14 protein-coding genes are annotated in these 14,423 nt (G+C 67.4%); 5 read left to right on the forward strand and 9 right to left on the reverse strand.

The window, feature by feature from the left end; all coding sequences use genetic code 11:
- Positions 1 to 38: 38 nt before the first annotated feature.
- Complete coding sequence (gene poxB / locus RSD66_RS12470; protein ID WP_017504246.1) at positions 39 to 1,763, forward strand: ubiquinone-dependent pyruvate dehydrogenase; 1,725 nt, start codon at positions 39 to 41, stop codon at positions 1,761 to 1,763.
- Between the two features lie 162 nt (positions 1,764 to 1,925).
- Positions 1,926 to 2,678, forward strand: a complete 753-nt coding sequence (locus RSD66_RS12475) for a PepSY domain-containing protein (RefSeq protein WP_017504247.1) — start codon at positions 1,926 to 1,928, stop codon at positions 2,676 to 2,678.
- On the opposite strand, the gene copC is transcribed toward RSD66_RS12475, so the two are convergent.
- The 9 genes from copC to RSD66_RS12520 form a co-directional block, all read right to left on the reverse strand.
- A complete protein-coding gene (copC, locus tag RSD66_RS12480; protein WP_017504248.1) occupies positions 2,665 to 3,024 on the reverse strand; it encodes a copper homeostasis periplasmic binding protein CopC in 360 nt (119 codons plus the stop codon). The genes RSD66_RS12475 and copC overlap by 14 nt on opposite strands.
- A gap of 80 nt (positions 3,025 to 3,104) precedes the next feature.
- Positions 3,105 to 3,503 (reverse strand): copper resistance CopC family protein, encoded by a 399-nt coding sequence (locus tag RSD66_RS12485; RefSeq protein ID WP_017504249.1) that lies wholly within the window; start codon positions 3,501 to 3,503, stop codon positions 3,105 to 3,107.
- Between the two features lie 13 nt (positions 3,504 to 3,516).
- Complete coding sequence (locus tag RSD66_RS12490; protein ID WP_017504250.1) at positions 3,517 to 4,713, reverse strand: copper resistance protein B; 1,197 nt, start codon at positions 4,711 to 4,713, stop codon at positions 3,517 to 3,519.
- Positions 4,710 to 6,512 (reverse strand): copper resistance system multicopper oxidase, encoded by a 1,803-nt coding sequence (locus RSD66_RS12495; protein ID WP_026108282.1) that lies wholly within the window; start codon positions 6,510 to 6,512, stop codon positions 4,710 to 4,712. Before RSD66_RS12495 ends, RSD66_RS12490 begins: the two co-directional genes overlap by 4 nt.
- Before the next feature lie 139 nt (positions 6,513 to 6,651).
- The gene (locus RSD66_RS12500; protein ID WP_026108283.1) at positions 6,652 to 7,212 is read right to left on the reverse strand and encodes an RNA polymerase sigma factor; all 561 of its coding nucleotides are present in this window, start codon (positions 7,210 to 7,212) and stop codon (positions 6,652 to 6,654) included.
- 6 nt (positions 7,213 to 7,218) lie between these two features.
- Entirely contained in the window at positions 7,219 to 7,659 is a 441-nt protein-coding gene (locus tag RSD66_RS12505; protein ID WP_017504253.1) for a Spy/CpxP family protein refolding chaperone, read from the reverse strand.
- Positions 7,659 to 7,922 carry a hypothetical protein gene (locus tag RSD66_RS12510; RefSeq protein ID WP_017504254.1) on the reverse strand — a complete coding sequence of 88 codons (264 nt, stop codon included), beginning with the start codon at positions 7,920 to 7,922 and terminating at the stop codon, positions 7,659 to 7,661. The genes RSD66_RS12505 and RSD66_RS12510 overlap by 1 nt, the downstream gene beginning before the upstream one ends.
- 160 nt (positions 7,923 to 8,082) lie before the next feature.
- Positions 8,083 to 9,003 (reverse strand): copper homeostasis membrane protein CopD, encoded by a 921-nt coding sequence (copD, locus tag RSD66_RS12515; RefSeq protein ID WP_315026663.1) that lies wholly within the window; start codon positions 9,001 to 9,003, stop codon positions 8,083 to 8,085.
- A gap of 306 nt (positions 9,004 to 9,309) precedes the next feature.
- Complete coding sequence (locus tag RSD66_RS12520; protein ID WP_155965845.1) at positions 9,310 to 9,552, reverse strand: helix-turn-helix transcriptional regulator; 243 nt, start codon at positions 9,550 to 9,552, stop codon at positions 9,310 to 9,312.
- 237 nt (positions 9,553 to 9,789) lie between these two features.
- Between RSD66_RS12520 and RSD66_RS12525 the strand changes: the two genes are divergently transcribed.
- From RSD66_RS12525 to RSD66_RS12535, 3 genes are all read left to right on the forward strand, one after another.
- Positions 9,790 to 10,383, forward strand: coding sequence for an RNA polymerase sigma factor (locus RSD66_RS12525; RefSeq protein WP_017504258.1), 594 nt, complete (start codon positions 9,790 to 9,792; stop codon positions 10,381 to 10,383).
- A gap of 9 nt (positions 10,384 to 10,392) precedes the next feature.
- Complete coding sequence (locus tag RSD66_RS12530) at positions 10,393 to 11,370, forward strand: FecR domain-containing protein (protein WP_017504259.1); 978 nt, start codon at positions 10,393 to 10,395, stop codon at positions 11,368 to 11,370.
- Positions 11,371 to 11,456: 86 nt separating this feature from the next.
- Positions 11,457 to 14,417, forward strand: a complete 2,961-nt coding sequence (locus RSD66_RS12535) for a TonB-dependent receptor (RefSeq protein ID WP_017504260.1) — start codon at positions 11,457 to 11,459, stop codon at positions 14,415 to 14,417.
- The last annotated feature ends 6 nt before the right edge of the window (positions 14,418 to 14,423 follow it).

Raw genomic sequence — 14,423 nt, forward strand, 5'->3', positions numbered from 1 at the left:
CAAGGTTTGGCCAGGATCGCCAGCCAGAGGAGTTCGAAATGACCGGAACCGTCGCCGACCTGATCGCCGAAACCCTCGCCGACGCGGGCGTGACCCGCATATGGGGCGTGACCGGCGACAGTCTGAACGGACTGAATGACAGCCTCCGCCGCATGGGCCGGATCGACTGGATGTCGGTGCGCCATGAGGAAACCGCCGCCTTCGCCGCAGGAGCGGAAGCGGCGATCACCGGGGAACTGGCCGTCTGCGCCGGCAGTTGCGGCCCTGGAAACCTGCACCTGATCAACGGCCTGTTCGATTGCAAACGCAACCATGTGCCGGTGCTCGCCATCGCCGCCCACATTCCTTCCTCCGAGATCGGCCTGAATTATTTTCAGGAGACCCATCCCCAGGAGCTGTTCCGGGAGTGCGCGGATTTCGTCGAACTGATTTCGAATCCGGCCCAGCTTCCCGAAATGCTTCACCGCGCCCTGAACGTGGCGATCGGACAGAAGGGCGTCGCCGTTCTCGTGCTGCCGGGCGATGTGGCGCTGGCCCCCTCGCCGGTATCCGCGACGCCCCGCTATACGGCCCCTCGCCCGCCCCGGATCCTACCCCCCGAGGACGAGATGGATCGCCTGGCCGCCCTGCTGGACGAAGGCCAGGCCGTCACCATTCTGGCAGGCAGCGGCTGCGCCGGTCATCATGACGCCCTGGTCGAACTGGCCGATCGGCTGAAAGCGCCGATCGTCCACGCCTTGCGCGGCAAGGAGCACGTCGAATGGGACAACCCCTTCGACGTGGGCATGACCGGTCTGATCGGCTTCTCGTCCGGCTATCACGCCCTGATGTCCAGCGACACCGTCCTGATGCTCGGCTCCGATTTCCCGTATCGCGCCTTCTATCCGAAGGAGGCGCGAATCCTTCAGGTTGATCGCGATCCGGGCGCCCTGGGCCGGCGAGCGCCCCTCACACTGGGTCTCGTCGGCGACGTCGGCGAGACGCTCACGGCGCTCCTGCCCCGGCTGAAGGCGAGACCTGACCGCGACTTCCTCGACCGGGCCCTGAAGCACTACGCCTCTGCGCGTCAGGCGCTCGACGACCTTGCGACCCCGTCCGCCCGGGGACGCCCGATCCATCCCCAGTATCTGACCCGCCGCATCGACGAGATCGCCGCCGGCGACGCCATCTTCACCGCCGATGTCGGCACCCCGACCGTCTGGGCGGCGCGCTATCTGACCATGAATGGACAGCGACGCCTGCTCGGCTCCTTCAACCATGGCTCCATGGCCAACGCCATGCTTCAGGGTATCGGCGCCCAGGCGGCGGCGCCCGGACGTCAGGTGGTCTCCCTGTCCGGAGACGGCGGCTTCACCATGATGATGGGGGATTTCATCACCCTGTCCCAGCTGGACCTGCCGGTAAAGGTGGTCATCTACAACAACAGTTCCCTGGGCTTCGTGGCCATGGAGATGAAGGCCGGCGGCTATCTGGACACCGGCACCGATCTGGAGAACCCGGACTTCGCCGCCATGGCTCGCGCCATGGGGGTGAAGGGCGTGCGTGTAGAGGCGTCGGACGACGTCGATGCCGCGCTCAGGGAAGCCTTCGCCCACCCCGGCCCGGCGCTGGTCGATGTGGTGACGGCCAGGCAGGAACTGGTGATGCCGCCGAAAATCCAGCTCGAACAGGCCAAGGGCTTCAGCCTCTACATGCTCAAGGCGATCATCAACGGCCGCGGCGACGAGGTGGTCGAACTGGCCCGCACAAACCTTCGTCGCTAGGCTCCGCCTGATCATCCTGGCCGGCGGCGGGTCCGCGGGTTGCCGCCGCCCTGCTCCACGCTAGAGTGAGGCGCGGCGCCGTCCTGAGACCGCGTCTCCAAAAGGGGAATCGATCTTGCTCGGCGACACCTGCACGACGACGGCCTTCGCCGTTCCCACCGAATGAAACTGCTGCGTCTTTCCACCCAGCTTCACAAATGGATCGCGCTCCTGGTAGGACTGCAGATCCTGTTCTGGGTCGGCGGCGGTCTGGTCATGACCGCTATTCCGATCGAGACCGTCCGCGGCGAGCACAGGGTCCGGACCGCACCGCCCCAGGCGCTGGACCTGACCCGTGTGCGGGCGCTTGATGAGATCGTCGCCGAGCGCAGGCTGACACCGACGCGAGCCGAACTGAAGTCGACCCCCCGCGGTCAGGCCTGGGTGCTGACGCTTCCCGCAGGCGCGCCGGTCATTCTGGAGGCTCGCACGGGCCGACCCTTCGCGCCGCTGGAGGCGGACGAAGCCCGCCGACTGGCGGCGACGCTCTATCGCGGCGAGGCCAGGGCCGGCGCCGCCAGACGTCTGGACGACGCCAGCGCCGAGACCGGCCGAGAAGGTCCGCTTTGGCGGGTCGAGTTCGAAGACCGCGAAAGAACCCGCTTCTATGTCTCGCCAGACACCGGAGAGGTTGTCACGCGCCGGTCCGGAATCTGGCGGCTCTACGACTTCTTCTGGCGCCTGCACATCCTGGATTTCAAGACGGGCGAGAACTTCAATCACCCGCTGCTCATCGTCGCCAGCGGCCTCTCTCTCGTAGTGGTTCTGTCCGGCGTCGTCCTGCTCTGGATCCGGCTGGAACGGGATCTGATACAGTGGCGCGCCCGCCGCGGCGCGAAGCCGCGTCGGGCGCGCGGCCGGCTCAGCGAACCGTAAAGGCGACGGCGCCGGTCATCCGGTGACCGTCCGAGGACGCGATGCGCCAGTTGATGGTGTAGGCGCCCGCCCCCAGCGTGCGCCCGGGCGCGCCCGAGACGGTCTTGCCGTCCTCCGACACGCGCGTGCGCACCGGGATCACCTCCCCTGCGGCGTTCGTCAGATCGAACCCGGAGAAGGCCGGAGCCACCCGCTCGCTGAAGGTTAGTGAGATCGCGCGCGGCGCGGCGACTACGGCGTTTGCGGCGGGATCGGATCGCATCAGGCGGGCGTGGGCCTCGGCGGTGACGGCCGAGACTGAAAGGATCGCCACGCTCAGGGCGGCGACGGTGAAAGGGGCGCGCATCAAGGCAGTCTCCACTCGGGAAAGGTTTCGAACAGCGGCGATGACGCCGGGGCGTCCGGCGTCATCGCTCGCCCCGGCGGTCAGTGGACCATGAAGCGGACTGTTCCGCTCATGCTGTGTCCATCGGCGCCCTGGGCGGTCCAGGCGAGAGTGTAGTTACCCGGCGCGAGACGCGGCAGGGCCGTCGACACACGGGTGGTGGCGGCCGCCGCGGCTACGGGGGCCTGGATCGCCGGTCGCCCCTGCGGCGTGATCGTGACGGTCCGCAAGGTCATGGGATGCGGGAAGGTCGCCGAAAACCGCTCCGGAGACCCGTTCAGCATCGCGCCGTCCGACGGGGCGGTGACCACGCCGGTCTGGGCCTGGGCCCCGGCGGCCGGAGCGTGGGCGCCATGGCCGGCGTGACCCTGTTGCTGGGCCAGAGCCGGCGAGGCGACGAGTGCGGCCGCAGCAGCGGCGAGCAGGATGGATTTGCGCATGTCTTTTATCTCCTTAGAACCACGCACGCACACCGACGACGACCCGGGTGTGCTCGGGCTCCCCGCCCAGAGCGCGAGTCAGGTCGGCGGTGCCGCCCAGATCGCTGCTCCATTCGACCCCGACATAGGGGGCGAATTCCTTTTTGAACTCATAGCGAAGGCGCATCCCGGCCGAGACATGGGTCAGGCCCGACGCCAGCCTCAGCTCCGGGATATCCGAGGCCGAAGCCTCGATCTCCAGACGCGGCTGCAGGATCAGCTTCTGGGTGATGCGCTGGTCGTACTCAGCCTCGAGCCGCGCGGTCAGGTCGCCCTCCGTGGAGAGAAAGGCGGCGCCGTCGACCTCGAACCAGTAGGGCGCCAATCCCTGCACGCCGAGCACCAGATGGGTCCTGTCCGCTCCGTCCTCGCCGAAATCCTGGCGCACGCCGGCCTGAACGTCCCAGAACGGCGCGAAGGCGCGGCTGTACAGCGCCTGCACCTCCCCTTCGACCTGACCATCGAAGTCGCCGCCGCCCTCTGACTTCCACCAGAACCGGTTGATGTCCCCGCCGGACCAGCCGCCCACGTCCCAGACCCAGGTGTCCGCCCCGTCACCGAAGCCCGCCTCGAGCCGGTCGATGATAACGGCCGTGGTGCGCATGTCGCCGTTCTCCCGCACGAGGATCTCCCGGGCGCTCGCCATCGCGGCTTCGCCGAAGATGGCGTCTGCCGCATGTCGCGGGCCAGACAGCGCTGCGGGCGGCGGCGGCGGGACAGGAGGACGGCCGGCGTCGTTCGCGCTGGTCGGCACGTCCGGCGGCCCCATGGCGCCCATTCCGCTCATGTCATGACCCGCGTGCGGATCGCCGGGCTGCGACGGCATCGCGCCCATGTCATGGCCGGCATAGGGATCGGCAGGGTCCTGGCCCGAACCCATGTCATGGCCCGCATGCGGATCCTCCGCCTGCACGGGCGTCGTTCCCATGTCGTGACCCGCGTGCGGATCGACGTCGGGCGATTGCGACGACGGAGGCATGCCGCGCCCCATGTCATGGCCGGCGTGCGGATCGTCTGCGGACGGCGCGGTGGTCGGACCGGATGTCTGAACGGGTGTCGGGGCCGATGCCCGGGCCGGCGCCTGCGCGGGACGATGCTGGCCGTGGTCCTGGGCCGTCGCGGTTCCGGCGGCGGCCATCAGCGGCAGAAGGCAGATCGCGAGCCGGATCATGCGGCGTCTCCATCGAGGGGCCGCACGGTGACGACGTTGAACATGCCGGCATGCATGTGCATCAGCATGTGGCAGTGGAAGGCCCAGTCTCCTGGCGCATCGGCGGTCAGGTCGAAGGTGACCTTGGAACCGGGCGCCACATTGACGGTGTGCTTCAGCGGCTGGTGCCCGTCCGGACCGCCCGTCACCAGTTCGAAGAAGTGGCCATGCAGGTGAATCGGGTGGGACATCATGGTGTCGTTCACCAGGGTCACCCGGACGCGCTCGTCGCGCTCGAAGCGGATGGGCTCGACCAGTTCTGAGAACTTGCGACCGTCGAAGCCCCACATAAACCGCTCCATGTTGCCCGTCAGGTGGATCTCCATCGCACGCGCCGGGGGGCGCTGGTCCTTGTTCGGCGTCAACGACACCAGGTCGGTGTAGACCAGCACTCGGTGTGGTTCATTCTCGAGCCCCATGGGGCGTTCGCCCAGCCGGTTGGCCGGCGAGGGCGCGACCATGTCCACCCCGACGCCGACCGCCATGTTGGCCGGCGCGTTGTCCGGGTTGCGCATGTCATGGCTCATGCCGCCGTGATCCATGGGCGCGGCCTGTGCGCCCGGCGCCATGGCGGAATGGTCCATCCCACTCATGTCCATCCCGCTGTGGTCCATCCCGGCCATCCCGCCATGATCCATTCCGGCCATGCCCCCCATGCCCATGTCGCGCATGGTCAGGGTCGGGACCTGCCGTAGCGGCGGAACCTCCGCCGTCATGCCCATCCTGGGCGCCAGGGTCGCACGCCCCATGCCAGAGCGATCCACCGCCTCGGAGACGATGGTGTAGGCGCGATCCTCGGTCGGCTGGACGATGACATCATAGGTTTCAGCCACGGAGATCTGGAACTCGTCGGTCTCGACCGGCCGCACATTCTCGCCGTCGGCATTGACCACGGTCATGGCCAGCCCTGGAATGCGGACGTTGAAGATGGTCATGGCCGAAGCGTTGATGACGCGAAGGCGGACCCGCTCGCCAGGTTGGAACAGGCCGGTCCAGTTCTCCTGCGGGCCATGGCCGTTGACCAGATAGGTATAGGTTGTTCCGGTCACATCGGAGATGTCTCTGGGGTCCATTCGCATGGAGCCCCACATCCTGCGGTCCGCGAGGCTCACGCCATCCGCTCCCGACAGCAGACCCGAAAGCGTGGTGCGTTGCTGGTTGAAGTAGCCGGGACTCTTCTTCAGCTTCTCCAGAATCTCGTGCGGGTGCATGAAGCTCCAGTCCGACAGGACCAGCACATGTTCGCGGTCATAGGCGACCGGGTCGCCGCCGGCGGGATCGATGATCAGAGGCCCGTAGTGACCCATCGCTTCCTGAAGGCCGGAGTGCGAATGGTACCAGTAGGTCCCCGACTGGATCACCGGGAATTCGTAGACGAAGGTTTCCCGAGGGCGGATCCCGGGGAAACTGATACCCGGCACGCCGTCCATCTGGAACGGCAGGAGGAGGCCGTGCCAATGGATGGACGTATCTTCATCCAGGGTGTTGGTCACCATGAGACGAACGTTCTGCCCTTCGCGAAGGCGCACCAGAGGCGCCGGAAGGGTCCCGTTGACCGTGACGGCATGGCCGGTCCGGCCGCCGACGGTGAACGGCGAGTGTCCGACGCTCAGACGAACTTCGGGCCCCTCCACAGTAGGCAAGGCGGGCGCCAGTCCGCGCGAGCCCGTCTGGGCCCATGCGGGGAGCAACCCCTGCGCCGCCCACAGACCCGCGGCGCCCGCTGCGCCGCCGAAAAGGGCTCGTCGATGAAGCCTCATGCTCTACTCCGCCAGGGTGTGCCCGCCGCGCGGGCCTTCTCAGGGATTTACGCACGGGACGGCGCTCCCCCTCGCGACAGGGCGCCGCAGCTCTCACATCCGCTATCGGACCCTGCCGCCCCGACGCGCGCGCCCGCGCTCAGGCCTCCCGAAGCGGGGCCAGGGTGTTTGCGAGCGACCGCCGCGCCCTCGCCACCCGGGTTTCCACCGTCTTGACCGAAACGCCCAAAATCGCCGCGACCTCAGCCTGACTGAGGTCCTCCATCGTCGTCAGCAGAAGCGGCTCCTTCAGCTTCGTCGGCAGGTCGACGACCGCGCGGTCCAGCGCCCGCAGGAGCGCTTGCGCCGCGACCTGATCGTCCGGCGCCGGGTCCTTTCCCTCGACCCGCATGGCCTCGAGGCCATCGAGCGGCGTGGCGTTCACCAGCCAACGCCGAACCTGACGGCGTCGGCTCCAGTCCCGGCATTTGTTGATGGCGATGGTCCGCAGCCAGGCCGCGAAGGGGCGTGAGGGATCGTAGCGCCGAATCGCCAGCCACGCCGCCGCATAGGCGTCCTGGATCAGGTCGTAGGCCTCTTCAGCATCGCCAACATAGCGGCGCACGAAGCGGTAAAGGTCGTCCTTTGTCGTCTGCATGAGACGCCCGAATGCTTCCGGATCGCCGGTGGCGGCGCGGGTTTCGAGGCTCTCAGGGGTCACCGAGGCTCACGCGCCCTCGGCGAGAAGCGCGGCGACCAGCTTCTCGTCGAACCGGTCCGCCTGGGCCGGCGTCATCACCGTCCTCATCTCGAAGATGTGCGCGATGGTCGCCTGCTGCAGCTCGCCCATGGCGTCATGGAAATGATCGACGGCCGGCTGCACGACGCTCGCATCGCCATCGCTGGCGGAAATGGCGGCCGCCAGTTCCCGGTTGGCGGCCTGGACGCGCGCCTCGAGCTCGACGCGCCGGGGCGCGAAGCGCGTCTCTATGGCTTCTATGCGGACGCGCTGATCGGCGTCGAGCGCCAGATCGCGGTGAACGATCGCATGCAGGGACGGCGGCGCCTCCCGCTTCAGAACCCAGGTCGCGCCGCCCCAGGCCCCCGCGCCGCTGGCAATCAGCGCCAGGACCACGGTGATGGCGACCGACTTCCAGCCCATCGACATCACCGGCCCTCCAGCCGCGCGAGAGGCGATGCCGCCCCCATGCCGAACACCGCCATCTCCGAGGGCTCCGCGTGCGCCAGACTGGCGCCGACGCCGCCGTTGACGAGCCCCAGGCCGAGCGCAAGCGCCACGGCGACGCCGCGCAGCCGTCCGCCGGCCCGGCTGGTCTCAAGACTTCGCACGCGTCGCCAGACCTGTCCTTCCAGGTCCTCCAGCGAGGCCCCGCCGCCGTCCATACGCAACAGTCGATCCAGATCGTCCATTTGCCTTGCCTTTCCACGCCCCTCGCCACTGATTTACGCGGCGCCGCGCCAATCCCCTTGAAATCCGCCCGCCTTGCGACCTTACGCGCGACATCGCGCCCTGACACCCTCCGCATCACGGATACCGCGACGGGCGGGAGCCCGGCGAGATCCTACTCCTTCAGAACCCCGAACCCGGTGGAGGCTGAATGCCGAGGATCGCCACGACCGCCACAAGCGCCGCGCCGACCACGCTCTCCAGAATGACGCTGCGCTTCAGACGTCCCAGGGACGCCATGCGCGCGTCGACCGTTTGCAGGGACCGACCCAGCGCCGGCGTCAGGGCGAAACGGTTGGATGCGGCCAGGACCAACATCAGACCGAACAGGACCAGCTTGACGATCAGCAGTTGTCCATAAGCGGTGTCCGGCGCCAGACGCAGATTGGCCATTCCGACTGTGAAGGTGGTGTTGACGAGACCCGAAGCCGTGAGAAGACCCACAGCCAGCGTGCCGAGGCCGGAAAACCCTTTCAGCGCCTGATGGAACATGGCTGCATCGGTGGCGCGGGCCGACCTGCGCGACAGCATGAGCCAGAACGCCGCCAGGGCTCCCAGCCACAGGGCCGCCGCGAGGACGTGAACGATATCCGCGACGAGGTGAAGCCAGCGCCCGGGACCTTCGGTCGCCGCCCCATGCCCCAGCCAGGCCAGGGTGGCCACGACGACCGCGCCGACCGCCGCCAGCAGACTCCAGCCGCCGCGCGTCGGCCGGACGATGAGAAACAGGGCCGACAGCAGGGCCGCCCCCCCCGCGCGGACCAGAATTGCGAGCCCCAGGCCGGTATCCAGGGCGACATAGGACAAGGCCTCCGCCCTGAGAGCCTCCGTAAGCGAGCCCGCCATCATGGCGGTCTGGGCCACCAATGCCGCAAGCGCCGCCATCGCCATGAAGGCGGCGGTTCCGGCCAGCAGCGCGCGCGGCCATAAGGCAACCGACAGCGCGGATACCGGCATGCGCAGGGCGTAGAAGACCGGGACGCCGAACAGCAGCGCGGCGGCGGCGTATTGACCGAACCGCAGCAGGATAACGATCGTCTCCACGGGCTCCCCTTCCCCAAACCGAAGCTGCGGCCGCATCGCGTCGCACAGCACACCTGTAGAACTACGCGAGGGAGCCGACCTCCCCTCGTCCTGGGCCGCGCCGGGGGCCCTGGACCGACGCCGGCCCGGCCTCGACAGGACGGTCGCTTCCGGCCATGGTCGTGTTGGCGGGTCCCGGAGCGGAGAGGCGCCGGCCTGGAGCCAGGGGACGCATGCGTCGGCGGCGACCGGCGCCGAAACCTCCGGCTTCTGCACAGAAGTTCCAGACCCGCCCCCTCCCCCCGGTCCGGCCTGTGCGAGGACGCCTCAATCGTCCTCGGGATCGATGATGCCCGCCCGTACGGCGACGGCGACGGCCTCGATCCGGGTGCGGACCTTCAGCTTGGCGCAGGTCTTCTCCAGATAGCTGTCGACCGTCCGATGAGAGAGTCCGACGATCTGGCCGATATCGACGGAGCTTTTGCCGCGACTGACCCAGAGCAGGCATTCGGCTTCACGAGCGCTCAACGGCGTGAAGGGGGCAGGTTCGGACGAGGGTGCGCAGTCCATGGGGGCTCCTTGACGTGTTTGATGCACGTTGCGCGGGAACCGGCATTTCAGGCAACGACAGTGAATTGCGGGCTGTCCGCAAGAATTTTGCGGAACGGGAGTTCGGACGGCTTCGCACGGGCCCGACTTGCGCGCCCGCCGCCTTTGATTCATGGTTGGTCTGCTGGCGCCTGCGCTGGTGGGGCTTGGAATCCCCTGTGCGATATCTGATCATCGACGGCCCCGCGCATATCGCGGATGTCGGTTGCCGACGGCTCCGGAGCCATGCGCTTGCGTGTGTGCGCCCGCCCGCGCGGCCGCGCCGGGATTCCGGACCTCTCGCAGATAGGCCGGAGAGGCATTGTGACAGAGGCGAAACAGCTCGGCGTGGATGGACGGGACGGCTTGAACCGCCTCTACCGGCAATACGCCCCCTGGCTGAGCCGTCGGCTGCGGTCGCGCATCGGGCCGGACGACGCCGCCGACGTGGTTCAGGAGACCTACATCCGCGCCGCGCCCTACGCCCTGGCGGACATCCGGCATCCAAAGGCCTTCCTTCTGCGGATCGCCATGAACCTTCTGCGGGACGAGCGCCGGCGACAGTCGCGCCAGCCGCAGCAGAACGAGGCTGAAGCGCCTCCGCAAGGCGAGGCCGCCACCCAGTTCGACGAGCTTCTTCTATCGCAGGTCATCCATTCGATGCCTCCGCTCTACCGGAACGTCTTCGTTCTCAACCGCTTTGGCGGTATGACTTATCCAGAGATCGCCCGGACGCTCGAGATCAGTGTGCAGACGGTGCAATGGCGAATGGCCAGGGCGATCGAATACTGCGCGTCTCGGCTGGACCTTTAGGCAAGACGGATGACGATCGAGGGTAACGTCGACACGAGACGGAAGGAAGCGGCTGACTGGTTCGCGCGGCTCAACCAGCGCACGGTCACGACTGCGGATGTGAGAGGTTTCAGCGACTGGCGTCGCGATCCTGAGAACGCGCGCGCATTCAGCCGCGTCGAGGCGATGTGGGAGGCCGCCGGGACCCTGGCGAAAAATCCCGATATGGCCAACCTGACGCGGGACGCTGCAGCGGCGGCCAAGCCCGCCCGGAAGCCGAAGCTGGCGACGGGCCGTCTGATCCCGATCGGGGTCGTCGGCGCGCTGACCCTGGCGCTGGGTGCGGGCGGCGTCCTGTGGATGTCGCAGCAGCCGACGCGCTACGCGATCGCGGTCGGCGAGCAACGCACGATCCAGCTTGAAGACGGATCGCGCATCATCCTGGACACCGGCTCCGAGGTCGCGGTGCGGTTTACCGGGGGGCGTCGCTCGGTGACGCTCAACAACGGCCAGGCGATGTTTGACGTCGAGGGTGATCCGGCTCGACCCTTCATCGTGGACGCCGGAGACACCCGGGTGACGGCGATCGGTACCCGGTTCGACGTGCGCCGATCGGGGACAGGCGCCCGCGTCATTCTCGTCGAGGGTCGGGTCGACGTTAGACGAGATGCCGCGGCGGACGGCCGCTGGGCCTTATCGCCCGGTCAGGAGGTCACGACCTCGGCGCCCCGCCCGACGATCGCCACGGCCAACGTACCGGCCTCCACCAGTTGGACCAGCGGGCGGCTGACGTTCGAGAACACGCCCATCGCCGAGGCCGTGGCGGAGGTGAACCGCTACAGCCGCGAGCCGATAGAGCTCCGCGACAACCGGATTTCCTCGGTGCAGGTCAGCGGAGTTTTCAATGCCGGGGACATCGACGGCTTCGTGGCCGCACTGAGTGACCTTTACGCCCTCCAGGCCACCAAGGCCGAGGATGGCCGCATCGTCCTCAGAGGCCCCGCCTGAAAATTTATCCGTACCCGACTTAGAGGAAACCCCGCGACCCAACGTCTCCTCCCCGCCCCGCACATCCGCGGGTAGAAAAACGGGGGATGGTCATGGGCCAAGGATTCACGTCAACCGCGCTTGCCGCACTGATGATAGGCGTCGCCACGCCGGTCATCGCACAGTCGAGCGATGTCGCGCGCCGCTTCGAGATCGCGGCTGGCCCGCTGGACCGCAGCCTTCCTGAGTTCGCTCGCCAGAGCGGGCTGCAGATTCTCTATCCCAGCGCGCTCGTGGCGGGGCGGCAGTCGCCCGCCGTCAACGGCGACCTGACGTCAGAGGTGGCGCTCACGCTGCTCCTTCGCGATTCCGGACTGACCTATCGCCAGAGCCGCCCGACCGTGTTCGTCCTCGTCGATCCCTCGGCCCGCGCCGAAGTGTCCGGGGTCGAGGCGGTCGAGCTCGACGAGGTCGTCGTCACCGGCACCTATCTGCGCGGCGCCGATAGCCCGTCCCCGGTGACCGTCATCACTCAAGCTGACGTCGCGCGACAAGGCCGGGCGACCGTCGCGGAGACCTTGGCGGCGATGCCGCAGAACTTCACCGGCGCGGCCTACGAAGGCTCCGCCAATACCGGGGCCGACCGCTCTGGACGCAACATCGGATCCGCGACCGGCGTCAATCTCCGTGGCCTCGGGGCCGACGCGACTCTGGTGCTGGTCAACGGGCGACGGGTCGCCGGAACGGGCAGCGCCGGGGACTTCGCGGACATCTCCAACATCCCGTCCAGCGCCATTTCGCGGGCCGATGTCCTGCTCGACGGCGCCTCAGCCCTCTATGGCGCGGACGCGGTCGGCGGCGTGGTCAATATCATTCTCAGGTCTCGTTTCGAAGGCGCAGAGACCCGGGTCCGCGTCGGCGGAACGAGCGACGGCGGCTCCGAGGAGTTCCTCTTCTCCCATGGTGGAGGTCTAAGCTGGGGAAGCGGCAGCATCGTCGCCGCCTACGAGTATCACGATCGCAGCGAGCTCCAGGGGGCAGACCGCGACGCTACCGCGGACGCCGACCTGCGCCGGTTTGGAGGAACAGATCGCCGGCTCCTCACGGCTTCACCCGGAAACATCGTCCGCCTCGACGCCGCCACCGCGACCTACATTCCGCTCTTCGCGATCCCTTCCGGCCAGAATGGCATTGGTCTCGCGCCCGGCGAATTCCTAGCCGGGCGGATCAACAGGACGAATCAACTCGAAGGTCAGTGGTTCCTGCCGGATCAGAAGCGTCAGAGCGTCTTTCTGGCGGCGAGGCAGAACCTCCCGGCCGGGTTCAGTCTGGACGGCGATGTCCGATACACCGAGCGAGACTTCTTCCTGAAGACCAGCGCGGACGCGGGGACCTTCACCGTCACCGCCGCCAATCCCTACTTCGTGTCGCCGAACGGCTCGACCTCCCATGACATCGCCTTCTCGTGGGTCAACGATCTGGGACCGGGCGTGTCCGAAGGGAGCTCCGAGAGCGTCGGCGGTGCGATCGGTGTATCGGGCGAACTGCTCGGCTGGAATGTCTCCGCCTATGCCAGCGGCGCACAGGAGACCACCGACCGGCGTCTGTCCAATCGTGTGCAGACAACCTTCCTGCAGGAAGCACTGGGCGCACGAGCGGATCTACCGACCACGACATTCAGGACAGCGACGGACGGCTTCTTCAACCCGTTTGGCGGCCCGGCCGCGAACTCCGCCACGATCCTGGCGCACATCGGCTCGGGCTACACCGATACCGACTACGTCAGCACGGTGTCGTCCTTCAACGTCAAGACGGATGGGACCGTCTTCGAGCTGCCCGGTGGTCCGTTGCAGGCTGCGTTTGGCCTGGACTTCCGCGCCGAGCGGTTCGAGTCGGGTGGCGAGAGTTTTCTGTCCGGAACCGCTCCACGCGTGACCGCCCCGATCTCATTCGAACGAGACGTTTCCTCTGCTTTCGCCGAAGTGCGCGTTCCGATTTTCGGCTCAGCGAACGCCCGCCCCGGCCTGGAACGGCTGGAACTGTCGCTGGCGGGGAGAGTGGAAGACCACGAGGGTGTGGGGAGGACGCGCAATCCCAAGCTCGGCGTGCTCTACGGCCCGACACCCGATCTGGTGTTGCGAGCCTCCTGGGGGACGTCTTTTCGCGCGCCATCCCTCAGGGAGTTGCAGAGCGCCTATCAGATCGGCCCGTCGTTCCTGAACCGCGGCGGCGGCAACGTCCTGACCCTCATCCAGTACGGCGGAAACCCCGACCTCAGACCGGAAACCGCCGAGTCGATCACAGCGGGCTTCGTCTGGACGCCGGCCGCCTACGACGGTCTCCGCCTCGAAGGGAGCTGGTTCCGCACGCAGTTTAACGACCGCATCGGCAATCCGGTTCTTCAGAACCTCGTCAACGCGCTGAACGACCCGGCACTGGCCCCCTTCGTTCGCTATGTCACCCCGACCACGTCTTCGGATGACCGAGCCCTGGTCCAGTCGCTTCTGGACCACCCCGGCAACTTCAATCCGACGGTCTTCCCGGCGACCTCCTACGGCGTCATCGTGGACAATCGTTTCGTCAATGCGGCGAGCGTCGAAGTCGAGGGACTGGACTTGTCCGCGCGCTACCAGTTCGATCTCGCCGCCGGTCAGGCGATGATCGACACGACCATCACCCATCTGTTGACCAATAATCGGCAGATCACCGCGGCCTCCCCCACCGAGCGCCTGCTCGGGGATCCGAACTTCCCGGCCAGATGGCGGGGGCGTGCCGGAACGCAGTGGATCCGCGGTCCGGTCACTCTGGGACTGGCCGCGAATTATGTCAGCGGCGGCACCGACCCGTTGACCAATCGCGGGATCGACGACTGGACCACCTTCGACGGTCAGGTGCGATACGATTTCGCGGCGGGTTGGGGGGAAGATCTTTCGCTCAGCCTCAATGTGCTGAACCTCTCCAATGCGACGCCGCCCTTCTACGACTCCCCCAACGGTCTTGGTTTCGACGGCGCCAATACCAATGCGCTCGGACGCCAGGTCTCCCTCCAGCTCGTCAAGCGCTGGTGATCCGAC

Origin of the sequence: Brevundimonas sp. S1H14 (genome assembly GCF_047716865.1) — a bacterium.
In the GTDB taxonomy this organism is placed as follows: domain Bacteria; phylum Pseudomonadota; class Alphaproteobacteria; order Caulobacterales; family Caulobacteraceae; genus Brevundimonas; species Brevundimonas naejangsanensis.

Coding starts and splice junctions, on each gene's coding strand:
- poxB (WP_017504246.1), top strand. CDS start 39: ATGACCGGAACCGTCGCCGACCTGATCGCCGAAACCCTCGCCGACGCG.
- RSD66_RS12510 (WP_017504254.1), bottom strand. CDS start 7,922: ATGGACGATCTGGATCGACTGTTGCGTATGGACGGCGGCGGGGCCTCG.
- RSD66_RS12475 (WP_017504247.1), top strand. CDS start 1,926: ATGAAACTGCTGCGTCTTTCCACCCAGCTTCACAAATGGATCGCGCTC.
- RSD66_RS12505 (WP_017504253.1), bottom strand. CDS start 7,659: ATGTCGATGGGCTGGAAGTCGGTCGCCATCACCGTGGTCCTGGCGCTG.
- RSD66_RS12490 (WP_017504250.1), bottom strand. CDS start 4,713: ATGATCCGGCTCGCGATCTGCCTTCTGCCGCTGATGGCCGCCGCCGGA.
- RSD66_RS12535 (WP_017504260.1), top strand. CDS start 11,457: ATGGTCATGGGCCAAGGATTCACGTCAACCGCGCTTGCCGCACTGATG.
- RSD66_RS12525 (WP_017504258.1), top strand. CDS start 9,790: ATGTCGGTTGCCGACGGCTCCGGAGCCATGCGCTTGCGTGTGTGCGCC.
- copC (WP_017504248.1), bottom strand. CDS start 3,024: ATGCGCGCCCCTTTCACCGTCGCCGCCCTGAGCGTGGCGATCCTTTCA.
- RSD66_RS12485 (WP_017504249.1), bottom strand. CDS start 3,503: ATGCGCAAATCCATCCTGCTCGCCGCTGCTGCGGCCGCACTCGTCGCC.
- RSD66_RS12530 (WP_017504259.1), top strand. CDS start 10,393: ATGACGATCGAGGGTAACGTCGACACGAGACGGAAGGAAGCGGCTGAC.
- RSD66_RS12520 (WP_155965845.1), bottom strand. CDS start 9,552: ATGGACTGCGCACCCTCGTCCGAACCTGCCCCCTTCACGCCGTTGAGC.
- RSD66_RS12495 (WP_026108282.1), bottom strand. CDS start 6,512: ATGAGGCTTCATCGACGAGCCCTTTTCGGCGGCGCAGCGGGCGCCGCG.